Below are 13,084 nucleotides of genomic sequence, written 5' to 3' on the forward strand. Positions count from 1 at the left end.
GCTTTCTGTCTAAGAGTTGAAGCAATCTATCTGGTTGGGATGCCGAATGAATGAGGAAGATTTAGCTCTATTTAAATAAGTATGAAAGTAAACGATAAAGATAAAACGTATTTTTTCGATTTTTATCTTATAATTTTTTACGTACTGTTTTATTTTTTGTTATACTTACATACAAGCAGTCTTCTGACACTTAATAAAATGTGTAGGGGTACAAAAAATGAAAAAAGACTGGAATACGATCGACTTTTTACGGCATGTTCGCCATGATTGGTTAAATAAAGTTCAATTAATTAAAGGTAATTTAGCTTTAAATAAAGAAGAACGAGTAAAAGAAATTATTGATGAAATTATTGCAGAAGCACAGCAAGAGGCAAGGTTATCCAATTTAGAAATTCCTAAATTTGCAACATTATTGTTGACATGCAACTGGGGAAATTATTGCTTCCAATTAGAATATGAAGTGTTAAATGATGAAAAGTGTCAATATATAGAAGATGCAGTACTAACAAAATGGACTACTATGTTTTTTAATATTTTAAATAAAAGTGCTAAATCATTTTCTGAAAATCATTTGTCGGTGTCCATTGCTCCCGAAAGCAATGGAATTCGTTTGTTTTTTGATTTTAGCGGAATAATAATAGATAGAGCATTAATAGATGATTTTCTGCATACAAAAAGTCCAGAAAATATCAAAATCCAAATTCGTACATTGGTGGAAGCGGAGATAGCACTAGAAGTATTTGTGGAAAATGAGAGTGCATCCGACTAGAAAATAGAAATGCTTAGAAAGACAATAGGTTAATTTTTCTATTGTTTATAGGAGGAAATAAGAATATGTTTGTGGATCAGGTCAAGATTTATGTAAAAGGTGGAGACGGTGGGAACGGCATGGTTGCTTTCCGTCGTGAAAAATATGTGCCTAAAGGCGGTCCAGCAGGTGGCGATGGAGGAAAAGGAGCAAATGTCATTTTTGAAGTGGAAGAAGGATTACGGACATTGATGGATTTCCGTTACCAACGCCATTTTAAAGCTCCTCGCGGCGAACATGGAATGTCAAAAAATCAGCATGGCAGAAATTCAAAAGACATGATTGTTAAAGTACCACCAGGCACGATTGTATCAGATGCTAATACAAAGGAAGTAATTGCTGATTTAACACAGCATGGCCAGCAGGCTGTCATTGCCCGCGGCGGAAGAGGGGGAAGAGGAAACTCAAGATTTGCCAGTCCTTCTAACCCGGCTCCAGAACTATCGGAAAATGGTGAACCCGGTCAAGAGCGAGAAGTAATGCTTGAATTAAAAGTATTAGCAGATGTTGGGTTAGTTGGATTTCCAAGTGTAGGGAAATCAACATTGCTTTCTGTAGTATCTGCTGCCAAACCAAAAATTGCCGATTATCATTTTACAACTATTGCACCAAATTTAGGGATGGTAGAAACAGAAGATAGCAGAAGTTTTGTTATGGCAGATTTGCCAGGACTAATTGAAGGCGCCCATTCTGGTATAGGATTAGGTCATCAATTCCTTCGTCATATTGAAAGAACAAGAGTAATTGTTCATGTTATTGATATGGCGGCAATAGAAGAAAGAGACCCATATGAAGACTATTTAACGATTAATAAAGAATTGCAAGAATATAATCTTCGTTTAATGGAACGTCCGCAAATCATTGTGGCGAATAAAATGGACATGCCAGAAGCAGAAGAAAACCTTAAACTATTTAAGGAAAAGTTTCAAGAGGATTATCCTATTTTTCCAGTGTCAGCACTAACTAGATCAGGGCTAAGAGATCTTTTATTTGCCATTGCTGATAAGATAGAATCGACTCCAGAATTCCCATTAGAAGAAGTGAAAGAAGAGACTGGCATACATCGAGTTCTATATAAACATGAAGCAGATGAACGAGAATTTTATATTTCCAGAGATTCAGATGGAAGCTTTATTCTTTCTGGTGAGGGAATAGAAAAGCTCTTTAAAATGACAGATTTCTCACGTGATGAATCAGTGCAAAGATTTGCCCGTCAAATGCGTGGAATGGGTATTGATGAAGAGTTAAGGGAACGTGGAGCAAAAGATGGAGATATCGTAAAACTAATGGATTATGAATTCGAGTTTATTGATTAATGTTAATTATCCTTATGAGGTGAGGAAATGAAACAAAATAAATTCGATCAGAAGTTTTATCTAGTACGAGAAGATGTCCTTCCAGAAGCAATGAAAAAAACTTTGCTTGCTAAAGAACTTATTGATCGAGGCAAAGCGGAATCTGTTTTTGACGCCGTTCAACAAGTAGATTTAAGCAGAAGTGCTTTTTATAAATATCGGGATACAATATTCCCTTTTCATACAGTTGTGAAAGAACGGCTGATTACCTTATTTTTTTATATTGAAGATCGCTCAGGCACCCTTTCTAAATTATTAAGTGTAGTTGCTTCTGGAGGATGCAATATTTTGACCATTCATCAAACCATTCCTTTACAGGGAAGAGCAAATGTCACCCTTTCTTTGAATATAGCGGAGATGGAGATATCTATTGAAGTGCTTCTTGAAAGATTGCGGAGTTTAGAGTTTGTCGAAAAAGTAGAAGTGCTGAGTTCGGGAGCGTAAATATGTTCATCCCGCGTTAAGAGATTTTGACCCTCCCCTCAAAGATTAGAAGAGAAATTGAAAAATCTAGGTGGGGGATTACTGCCCGTAAAAGCCTGTTTGAAGTTTTACTTTATAGAGAATGACAATTTTGGTTATATATATGTAGTGTTTTTTGCTGCTTATCCAATTTTGTCACTCTCTTTTTTAACAAAATGTTTGATTAAAGATTCACTTTATCAATGATGATTCATTAACCAAGCTGAAGATAAGTAAGAGAAGAAAATTCAGAATACATAAAACAGTTGGAAAATGTGGAGGAGAAAAACGTGAAAGTTGGTTATTTAGGCCCAAAAGCAACATTTACAAATATTGCAGTAAATAATATGTTTCCAAAGGAAGAGGCGATTGCCTTTTTAACGATTCCAAATTGTTTGGATGCTGTCCTGGAAGAAAAAGTAGATGTAGCGTTAGTGCCTGTGGAGAATACATTAGAAGGTTCTGTGAATATTACATTAGATTATTTGATTCATGAAGTAAATTTGCCGATTAAGGGAGAAATAACCGTTCCGATTAAACAACATTTAATGATCCATCCAATTCATATGGAGCACTTTGATAAAATGGAAGTAGTATACAGTCATTCCCACGCCATTGCACAATGTCATAAATACCTTCATTCAGAATGGAATGGCATCAGATGTGAAAATACCACTTCTACTGCAGCGGCAGCACAATTTATCAAAGAACATCCAGAAGTTATGGGGGCTGCAATTGGAAATGAATTAACAGCAAAAGAGTATGGTTTGACCATTATCAAAAGAAATATTCATGATTATGATAATAATCATACACGCTTTTTAATTTTGGCAAATAAAAGAATAGAATTTCACTCTCCTTCTTGTGATTTGCAAGGATATAAAACAACAATGATGGTAACATTGCCAGCAGATCGATTTGGAGCGCTGCATCAAGTACTGTCTGCATTTGCATGGAGAAAATTAAACTTAGTTCGGATTGAGTCTAGACCAACAAAAACAGGATTGGGCAATTATTATTTTATTATCGATCTAGATAGAAAAATAGATGATGTACTAATTCCAGGAGCAATAGCTGAATTAGAGGCTGTTGGCTGCAAAGTTCAAGTGCTAGGAAGTTATCCTGCCTATGCAATAAATGACTAAAAAAGATTTTGGTTCATTTAATTAAATGAACCAAAATCCTAGAAATGCTTTCTAAAACGAAGGGATGAAAAAAATTTTTGCACTGTTTTGATTCCTATAGGAAAATTAATCCTCTATTAAAAAATTTGCTGATTGTAATGCTTCTTCTGCTTCTTCTAAGATCTTTTTAGAGGAAGCGGAAATGGTGTGCAAATGAATTCCTTCTGTTAGTTGTGATAAATAGGCAGCGTTCGTATTGGCAATTTTTTTCATAAATTGCTGCACTTCCTTTCGATTAGAGACAAGAATAGATGCGGTTAAATCACCATAAACGGGATGTTCAATTTTGACATCTTTTACAGTCACCCCATTATCTACAAATAAATTTAATTCTTCTTCCGTTCTTTCTGGTCCATGGTTGCATGCGACAATTTTTTCATATAAAACAGGCTTAGATGGCGATAAATAGATATAGCCTTGACTTGTTGCTAATATAGGCTCATTTTTTGCCTTTAGCAAGGTAATATCTCCAACAATAATTTGTCTGCTGACATTTGTCAGTTTAGCCAGTTCGCTTCCCGTGTAAGATCTCTCATTATTTTGCAGTAAAGAGAGAATATAGGCTCTTCTTTCATCTCCTAAAAGCTTCTTTGTATCTGTCATGAAATCTCTCCTTTTTTATAGTATGAAACAGCAATTACATGCCAATGTATGAATAAATTCTTTGCTAAACAGTAAGATAAATGAATAAAAGCAAAAAATATGTATACGGCACTAAAAATCAAATAAGTAAAAAATCAAGCATATACTTGTACTATTTTATCAAAAGGAATAATAATCATGCCAATGATTTAATATCCTTTTATAGAGAAAGAAAATGAAAAAAGCTTCTTACTATAGAAGGAAACATAATTTTATAAAAAAAAGCATAGTTTTTTTGTAGAATGATAACAAATTTTTTCTGACAACATAGACTATATGGACATATGCATAGGAGGGAAACTATAGTGAAGATCCATATTGTACAAAAGGGGGATACTCTTTGGGAAATTGCCAAAAAATACGGTGTTAATTTCGAAGAGTTAAAGATGTTAAATCCCCAATTAAGCAATCCAGATATGATAATGCCCGGGACGAAAATTAAAGTTCCTACAACAGGTGGAAATATAAAAAAAGAAGCACCAATTATGGGAATAACAAAAGAAATGCCAAAAAAAGAGCATTCTTATGTAAAAGAAAAGCCAATCGCGATGCCAATTAAAGAAGCTCCTAAAAAGGAAATGCCCAAAAAGGAAATGCCTATAAAAGAACTGCCAAAAGAAAAGCCATATACTCCTAAAATGCCTACACCAATTATTCCTGAAATAGATATTAATAATTATTATACAATGAACATGACTAATGTAGACGTTGATGTTGATATTGAAGAAACAATACCAGCGCCGCTGAAGCCAGTAGAACCGCCAAAAATGCATATAGAAGCACCAGTTCAAGATGTATGTCCGCCAATTATTCCTTATCAGCCATATTGTTATGAAGTTTCACCAATGATGCCAGGTTCTGGATTTCCTCCAGGAGTCTGTCCTCCTTCTCCATTAGAACAAGTGCCGATGCAGTACGAGCAAATGCCAGGAGTAACGCATGGAGAGTATACAAAATGGGAAGAAGAGTCCTCCTCCTCTTCACATATGCATCATTATGGAAAAGTTGCGGGGGCATATCAGCCAAGTGTAATGCAGTCTAAAGCAGGATACCCTGAAATGGGCAATATTCCAGCAGATTACTATCAACAACCATTAGTGACATATGGACAAATGCCGACAGAACATGGCTATAACGAAAAACATTCCTATCAGCAGGAGTCTGCTTCTAATTCTATTGGTCATCATATTTATCAGGCTCCAATGCAAATGCCATATATTCCGGCTCAAAAAGATGATTGTGGCTGTGGTGGTCCAGCTATTCCACAACCAGGGATATATGGAGAACAAGGTTTTAGTCCACAGATGGGGGCATATCCGTATCCAGAAGTGCAAGCACCGCACATGGGAATGCCGCAAGGAGCAGGAAATCCACAAGTGGGAGCATACCCATACCCAGAAGTGCAAGCACCGCACATGGGAATGCCACAAGTAGGAGCATATCCACAAATGGGTGGCTATCCATTCCCAGAAAGTCGTCAAGGAATGCTACAAGGATTTGTACCAGCTCCGTTCCCTTCAAGTCCAATGCCAATGGATCCAAGAATGATGGGGGCTCCATATCCACAAGGAGTAGTGGGCAATATTCCATCGCCTATGATGATGGAAGATGAAGTGCATGTACAACATGTACATCAGCAAGAATCATTTGCAATGAATAATCAACAACCATTTGCATCTGAAATGATACCACCAGTTTTTGGTCCAGGAGGAAATGCGCCAGTATATGCTCCGCCGTTTAATGGAAATTTCGCCCAGCCGCCATTAATGAATCCATATGGGGCTGGTGCTACAACACCTTTTGGAATGCCTCGTTATTTTGACGATGAAAGTAGTGACTATGGAAATTAAAGGAAAAGGAGACGATTATTTTTATTATCGTCTCCTCTCTTTATTAAAAAAACGCATTCCATATCCCATTAAAGAAATTTCTAGGCTAAGAAAATCTGTCTATTTAATAAAATCTGAACCATTTTGGTTTATTGTAAAAGGCTATCCTAGCTATCAAAAACTTAAAACACAAGAAGCCTTTACTAATTCATTATTACAAGAAGGGTTTGCTGAAACATATCGATTTTATGTCTTTAAAAAAGAGCCAATTATTATAGATCAACAAGTATTCGGGATAATGGAATATATTAAGCCCAGTGAGAAAATATTTTCATATGCAAATAAGAGCAATAGAAAAGAAGCAATTGGTCTTTTGGAGAAATACTACAAAACGTCTGAAAATCTAGTGGATATCTATAAATATATTATTCCTGAACACAATATGATGAAAAAGTGGCTAGAAAGAAGGGAACAATTTAAGCGGAATATCCCTATTATTCGTTATTTTTTAGACGAGCAGTATATTCAATGCATAGAATATTGGACAGATTGGTCATTAGAATCTTTAGAAAAAGATAAAAGTTGTTTTTTGGAGGGAAAAAAAGTAGTGCTGCATGGAGATGTAGCACATCATAATTTCCTCCATGGAAAAAATAACTGCTTATATTTAATTGATTTTGATTTAATTAGCATTGGACCAAAAAGTGTTGATTATGTCCAATTGGCGAATAGATTTTTGCTCCATATAAATTGGTCTTTTTCTCAATTAGAAAAAATGCCTGTTTTTAATGAACTAGTAAAAAATAAAGCATTTTTAAGCGCCTTAGTATATCCAAGTGATTTGCTTAGAGAATGGAATCGTTGTATTAGACAAAAAAATTTTTCCAAAAAAGTACTAGAGAATTATATGATTCCATTAACAACTAATCAATTTGCCAAAAGGAAAAAATTTGCTGATCAAATTATCCAGTTAACCAAAATAATATAATGAAAATATTGCCTGTACTATAATCAGCATGAAAGTCCCCTTTTACACCAAATATAAGATAGAGCTACTGCTCATTATTCGATAAAAGGGGGCAAAACGTTTTGGAATATAGTCAAAAAATAACTGCTTCTCTCTTTTTAGGATTGTCTATTTGCTTAACAGGATGCGGCATTTCTGATGAAGAGGCAAATAATAAAGAAGTAAATAATGCAAAGCCAATGGGATATTATTCTAATGAGCATCATGAAAGGAATAATGGCGGCAATGCACGAATATTGGATAATGAAGATAATGATGGTCCCCTTGTTGAAATGATGGATCACACATTGGGAGAAGAGGGACAAACTGTTCGAAACGTAAATAATCATAAACTAACAAGAGCCGAGTTGAACGAAGAAATAACAAATAAAGAAGAGAGAACGGATGCAGCCTATGATAATCAATTGGCCAAGAATATTGAGAAAAAGTCGGCAAGTGTAAAAAATGTAAAGAAGGCGCATTCCCTTGTTTATGGAAATAATGTGGTTCTTGCTGTGCAGATGTATGATAAAGGGGAAATAGATGCAACAAAAAAAAGATTAGAAAAGAAAATTAAACCGTATATCGATAATAAAAGTATTTCTATTGTAACAGATCAAGGAATATTTTCTGGAATCGAAGAGATTAATAAAAAAATTAGAGAAGGAAAACCAAATAAAACGATTACGAATAATATAGAAGATATGTTCGAACAACTGAATATAAGATAAAGTGAAATTTCAACCAGTGGGGTTTTCCACGTCCCCACTGATTTATAGCCTGAGACCTATGGGTATAGGGCACACAAACGTTGCCACTATAGTCTGTGTACTTTTTATATCAGACTTTTACAGAAAGTTAGATTTCCCGTTTTCTCTTATGATCCTTTAGGTAGGCTCAAAAGCCCATTGATGTGTAATAAACAATAACTGGTAAGGGCTCCTTTTCCTACTAGCTATTTTGGATCCTATTAATTGTTTGTGAAAAATGTTCTATATAATTAATGATGAATCAAAAAATTGTTCTTAATGATGAATCTTTTATCATAAATCCCTTTAAAAACAGAGGAAAATGCTTTATAATGGAAAATATATTCTTTATAAAGAACAAGTTAGGTGGGGAGCATGGTGAAAGTTTTACTAACTGGTGGATACAGCAGCAGTATCGGATTAGAAGTAATACATCAATTATTACATAATAACATTCAAGTAGTTGTAGTGGATGAGCTAAAGGAAATAGACCCGATTTTTCCTCTATCCATTGTTCCCTATTATCAACAAAAAATAGATAAAAGTAGTTTATTAAAGATATTAGTAAAAGAACAAGCAACTATCATCATTCATTTAAAGCAAGAAAAAATTTTAGATAGCATAAAAGACTCGTTTGATGCATCAGAAAACAATATTGCTGCAACGATTGATGTATTAGAAGCAAGTGCAGCTGCTAATGTAAAAAAAATAATTTTTTTCTCCTCAATTTCCGTATATGGAGAATCGGAAGAACTGTTAACAGAAAATTCTCCTTTGCAACCACTACAATTTGAAGGCGTCTCTAAAAAAATAGAAGAACAATACATAAAGAATTATCATGCATTATATGGATTAACTTATACGATTTTACGATTTGCTGCTATACATGAACCAAATAAAAAAGATGAATTAACGGAAAAAGAGTGCGTTTATATAAAAGATGGAGCAACAGCTATCATAGCAAGTTTACATCAAGGAGATAATGAGTTTTTTAATATTTTATCAACTTCTGCCATGGCAGATAAAATCAGAATATCAACAGAAAAAGCAAAAAAGTTGCTGCACTGGAAACCAAGCGCCTGTTCTTTTTTGCCTGATAATAAGATTTATAAGGATTAAAACTTTCGATTGTCAGCAAATATAAAGTATGGTGATAGGTTCACAAAGTTTTTAGAATGAAAAAGAATAATATGGTGAGAATAATAGTGGTAAAGTGAAATGCGGACAGGTGAGGCATACAGTTTTCCTTATTAAGGGGAATAAATTGGATTTTATATTTCATCAATAAGGGCAGCTTGCTTCTTCCTTTATTCAGGTGAAGGAAAACAGACTGCTAATATGCTGGGATTTAAGTACACAAAAGCAATGCTATTGGTCTTTTATAAAAGGTGAAAAAACAGTTATGCTAAAAAAATGTTTTTTTAAAAGTATTAAAGAGGTGGTTAAAAATGAAAACCAGATTCCTTTTATTCTCAACTGTTTTTCTATTTTCCTTGATAGGTTCTTATTCGATGATAACTAGTATAGGACATGCAAAAGCTTCTAGCACTTTTCAAAATCATCCAAAACAATTTCATATAGTATTAAAAAGAATCTATTTAGATGGAGAAATAAGTGAAGAAAATGTAGAAGAAACGGTTTGGTCTATGGAAGATTTCTGGTCGAAATATGACAAGTGGCAGCTTGCAGATAAAAATAGCAATACACTTGTTTTTACACAAGTGGTGGATGATATATCGCCTTTGTTAAAAACAAATGGGTATTTTGGAATTTCCACTGAAGGGATACTGACCATTTATAATGGGAAACCAGAAAAATCTAATATTATTCAATCGTTTTTTCAAATAGATTTGAAAAAACTAGAGTCCACACAACAAAAGCATTTAAGAAAAGGAATTCCCATTAAAACGAAGGATCGTTATGTCGAAGTGTTGGAAACTTTTAAGAATTATACCATTTTGGAAGAAGCTAAATGAATCTTATAGAAAATAATCTATAAAACTTTTATGTGTGCGAGCATGTTTCATTCGCTGTTCATAAAAGTTTTTTTTGCGTGGAAAAATGAAATCTTCTTTAAAAAGGCTATGTTAAAGCTCATTGGTTTGTGGATTGGAGCCTAAAGAAAAGAAGCAGTGACGGAATATTATGAAAATCATCTCAAATAGTAGTTTTTCTTTAATATATGATAAAATAAGCATTAGGTTTTAAAAGGAGCGATTTGATTTTGTATGAATATATTAAAGGTAAAATAGATTTTGTAGGACCAGAATATATCGTGCTCGAGAACAATGGCATTGGATATCAAATAAAAACACCGAATCCTTTCTCTTTTTCTTCTTATGCAGGACAAGATATTGCAGTTTTTATCTATCAGTATGTGAGAGAAGATATAATCAGTTTATATGGATTTCGCTCACGAGAAGAAAAAGCATTGTTTACCATGCTTCTGAATGTTTCAGGAATTGGTCCTAAAGGAGCTTTGGCTATTTTGGCAACAGGGGAGCCAAGCCAAGTCATTAACGCAATAGAAGAGGAAGATGAATCCTTTTTAGTTAAATTTCCTGGAGTTGGCAAAAAAACAGCACGACAAATGATTCTTGATTTAAAAGGCAAATTGCAAAATCTTATGCCAGATTTTTTCCCAAATCTTTTTACTGCAGAGGAAATCGAGAAAAAACAAATGGGCGATCTGGAATTAGAAGAGGCATTGCTTGCTTTATCTGCACTTGGATACTCAGAAAAAGAAATTAAAAAAATTACGCCAAGCTTAAAAACGGAGCAGCTTACAACAGATGAGTATATTAAGCTTGCATTAAAACTGCTGTTAAAATAAAAGCAACAGCAGGGGGGATTGGCACTGTAAGCATTTTTAAGGAAGGGGGGAAAAGGAATGGATGAGGATCGCATTATATCGGGCGACGCGGACATACAGGATATTTCTTTTGAACAAAGCCTGCGACCGCTCAGGCTACAAGATTATATCGGCCAGGATAAAGTGAAAGAAAATTTGGAAGTATTCATTCAAGCGGCGAGACAGCGGCAAGAAGCCCTTGACCATGTATTACTATATGGTCCCCCAGGTCTTGGGAAAACAACATTAGCTACTATTATAGCTAATGAAATGGGTGTAAATATTCGTACAACCGCAGGTCCTGCCATTGAAAGGCCTGGAGATTTAGCAGCTATTTTAACAGCTTTAGAGCCTGGAGATGTGCTTTTTATTGATGAAATTCACAGACTTCCAAGATCCATTGAGGAAGTATTATATCCTGCTATGGAAGATTTTTGCTTAGATATCGTTATAGGAAAAGGACCAAGCGCAAGATCGGTACGCATTGATTTGCCCCCTTTTACCCTGGTTGGAGCTACGACAAGAGCTGGAGCTGTTTCTGCTCCTTTAAGGGACCGATTTGGCGTGTTGTCAAGATTAGAATATTACGAACAAAAGCAGCTAAAAGATATTGTCGAAAGAACAGCAGAAGTGCTGCATACACAAATAATAGAAGATGCAGCTTGGGAGATTGCAAGACGTTCTAGAGGAACCCCGAGGATTGCTAACAGGCTTTTGCGCAGGGTGCGTGATTTTGCCCAAGTAAAAGGAAATGGCAGCATTACAAAAGAGATTTCGAACCTATCATTAGAGCTTTTGCAGGTGGACCGTTTAGGACTTGATCATATTGACCATAAATTAATAATGGGAATGATACATAAATTTAGAGGTGGTCCTGTCGGGTTGGAAACAATTGCTGCAACAATCGGTGAAGAAGCCCATACTATTGAAGATGTGTATGAGCCTTATCTATTGCAAATTGGCTTCTTGCAGAGAACTCCTAGAGGAAGAGTAGTAACTCCACTTGCATATGAACATTTTCAGCTGCAAAAAGATGAGGAATAACAAGAAATAAACGAAACAGGTGACCATATTGAAAGTAGAATTATTTGATTTTCATTTACCAGAAGAGCTGATTGCCCAAACTCCCCTTGAGGATAGAACAAGCAGCAGGCTGATGGTTGTAAATAAAAAAACAGGCGATTTAGAGCATCGCAGCTTTAAAGATATCATCGAATATATAAATCCTGGCGATTGCCTTGTTCTCAATGATACAAGAGTATTGCCGGCAAGACTTTATGGAGAAAAAGAAGATACAGGTGCACATATTGAAGTTCTGCTGTTAAAACAACAAGATGGAGACAAGTGGGAATCTTTAGTGAAGCCGGCAAAACGAGTGAAAGTGGGAACTGTAATTTCTTTTGGAGATGGCCATTTAAAAGCGGTATGTGTACAAGAATTAGAGCATGGTGGAAGAGTGCTTGATTTCCAATATGATGGGATTTTTTATGAAATCCTAGAGGAACTTGGTGAGATGCCGTTGCCTCCATATATAAAAGAAAAACTAGATGATCAAGATAGATATCAGACAGTGTATGCGAAAGAAAGAGGATCAGCGGCAGCTCCGACAGCAGGCCTTCATTTTACAGAAGAACTGCTTGATTCTTTGGAAAAAAAGGGAGTTCATATTGCATTTATTACGCTGCATGTCGGCTTAGGAACATTTAGGCCTGTAAGTGTTGATGATGTCGATAGTCATGAAATGCATGCAGAATTTTATCAGTTGACGAAAGGAACGGCTGATTTGCTGAACAAGGTAAAGGAAAATGGTGGGAGAATTATTTCCGTCGGCACGACATCAACAAGAACATTGGAAACAATCGCTGCAGCCCATGATGGAGTATTTAAAGAGCAAAATGGCTGGACGAATATTTTTATTTACCCTGGTTATGAATTTAAAGGCATTGACGGGATGATTACAAACTTTCATTTGCCAAAATCAACACTGATTATGCTTGTCAGCGCCCTTGCTGGAAGAGATGAGATATTACATGCATATAAAACAGCAGTTGAGATGAGGTACCGCTTTTTTAGTTTTGGAGATGCGATGTTTATCTGTTAGCTTTTTGTTAACATTTAAGATAAAGGCTATGTTGAAATTTATTGGTACTTTTGACACTTTGTTGATTGGAGCGAATAGTAAGCCTCGGAAAAGGATT

General features: G+C 35.2%; 13 protein-coding genes. 12 read left to right on the forward strand and 1 reads right to left on the reverse strand.

Annotated elements, in window-relative coordinates; all coding sequences use genetic code 11:
* The first annotated feature begins 217 nt into the window (after nucleotides 1-217).
* From CWS01_RS06315 to pheA, 4 genes are all read left to right on the forward strand, one after another.
* On the forward strand, nucleotides 218-769 hold the full coding sequence (locus CWS01_RS06315; protein WP_101176349.1) for a Spo0B C-terminal domain-containing protein: 552 nt from the start codon (nucleotides 218-220) through the stop codon (nucleotides 767-769).
* 65 nt (nucleotides 770-834) lie between these two features.
* Nucleotides 835-2,124, forward strand: coding sequence for a GTPase ObgE (gene obgE / locus CWS01_RS06320; RefSeq protein ID WP_101176350.1), 1,290 nt, complete (start codon nucleotides 835-837; stop codon nucleotides 2,122-2,124).
* Between the two features lie 27 nt (nucleotides 2,125-2,151).
* On the forward strand, nucleotides 2,152-2,607 hold the full coding sequence (locus CWS01_RS06325; RefSeq protein WP_101176351.1) for an ACT domain-containing protein: 456 nt from the start codon (nucleotides 2,152-2,154) through the stop codon (nucleotides 2,605-2,607).
* 308 nt (nucleotides 2,608-2,915) lie between these two features.
* Nucleotides 2,916-3,770, forward strand: coding sequence for a prephenate dehydratase (gene pheA, locus CWS01_RS06330; protein ID WP_101176352.1), 855 nt, complete (start codon nucleotides 2,916-2,918; stop codon nucleotides 3,768-3,770).
* A gap of 105 nt (nucleotides 3,771-3,875) precedes the next feature.
* On the opposite strand, the gene CWS01_RS06335 is transcribed toward pheA, so the two are convergent.
* Nucleotides 3,876-4,412 (reverse strand): transcription repressor NadR, encoded by a 537-nt coding sequence (locus CWS01_RS06335; RefSeq protein ID WP_101176353.1) that lies wholly within the window; start codon nucleotides 4,410-4,412, stop codon nucleotides 3,876-3,878.
* 344 nt (nucleotides 4,413-4,756) lie between these two features.
* On the opposite strand from CWS01_RS06335, the gene safA reads away from it, so the two are divergent.
* The 8 genes from safA to queA all read left to right on the forward strand — a co-directional run bounded on the left by safA (nucleotide 4,757) and on the right by queA (nucleotide 12,987).
* Nucleotides 4,757-6,301 carry a SafA/ExsA family spore coat assembly protein gene (gene safA, locus CWS01_RS23295; protein WP_101176354.1) on the forward strand — a complete coding sequence of 515 codons (1,545 nt, stop codon included), beginning with the start codon at nucleotides 4,757-4,759 and terminating at the stop codon, nucleotides 6,299-6,301.
* Entirely contained in the window at nucleotides 6,276-7,268 is a 993-nt protein-coding gene (locus tag CWS01_RS06345) for a phosphotransferase (RefSeq protein ID WP_235851990.1), read from the forward strand. Before safA ends, CWS01_RS06345 begins: the two co-directional genes overlap by 26 nt.
* A gap of 101 nt (nucleotides 7,269-7,369) precedes the next feature.
* Nucleotides 7,370-8,017, forward strand: coding sequence for a YhcN/YlaJ family sporulation lipoprotein (locus CWS01_RS06350; RefSeq protein WP_101176356.1), 648 nt, complete (start codon nucleotides 7,370-7,372; stop codon nucleotides 8,015-8,017).
* A gap of 393 nt (nucleotides 8,018-8,410) precedes the next feature.
* Nucleotides 8,411-9,154, forward strand: a complete 744-nt coding sequence (locus CWS01_RS06355; protein ID WP_101176357.1) for an NAD-dependent epimerase/dehydratase family protein — start codon at nucleotides 8,411-8,413, stop codon at nucleotides 9,152-9,154.
* A gap of 329 nt (nucleotides 9,155-9,483) precedes the next feature.
* Nucleotides 9,484-10,011 carry an intercompartmental signaling factor BofC gene (locus CWS01_RS06360; protein ID WP_101176358.1) on the forward strand — a complete coding sequence of 176 codons (528 nt, stop codon included), beginning with the start codon at nucleotides 9,484-9,486 and terminating at the stop codon, nucleotides 10,009-10,011.
* A 248-nt stretch (nucleotides 10,012-10,259) separates the two neighbouring features.
* Nucleotides 10,260-10,868 (forward strand): Holliday junction branch migration protein RuvA, encoded by a 609-nt coding sequence (ruvA, locus tag CWS01_RS06365; protein ID WP_101176359.1) that lies wholly within the window; start codon nucleotides 10,260-10,262, stop codon nucleotides 10,866-10,868.
* Between the two features lie 57 nt (nucleotides 10,869-10,925).
* A complete protein-coding gene (ruvB, locus tag CWS01_RS06370; protein ID WP_101176360.1) occupies nucleotides 10,926-11,930 on the forward strand; it encodes a Holliday junction branch migration DNA helicase RuvB in 1,005 nt (334 codons plus the stop codon).
* A 28-nt stretch (nucleotides 11,931-11,958) separates the two neighbouring features.
* Nucleotides 11,959-12,987 carry a tRNA preQ1(34) S-adenosylmethionine ribosyltransferase-isomerase QueA gene (gene queA, locus CWS01_RS06375; protein ID WP_101176361.1) on the forward strand — a complete coding sequence of 343 codons (1,029 nt, stop codon included), beginning with the start codon at nucleotides 11,959-11,961 and terminating at the stop codon, nucleotides 12,985-12,987.
* The last annotated feature ends 97 nt before the right edge of the window (nucleotides 12,988-13,084 follow it).

This window comes from Niallia nealsonii, assembly GCF_002835805.1.
In the GTDB taxonomy this organism is placed as follows: Bacteria; Bacillota; Bacilli; order Bacillales; family Cytobacillaceae; genus Niallia; species Niallia nealsonii.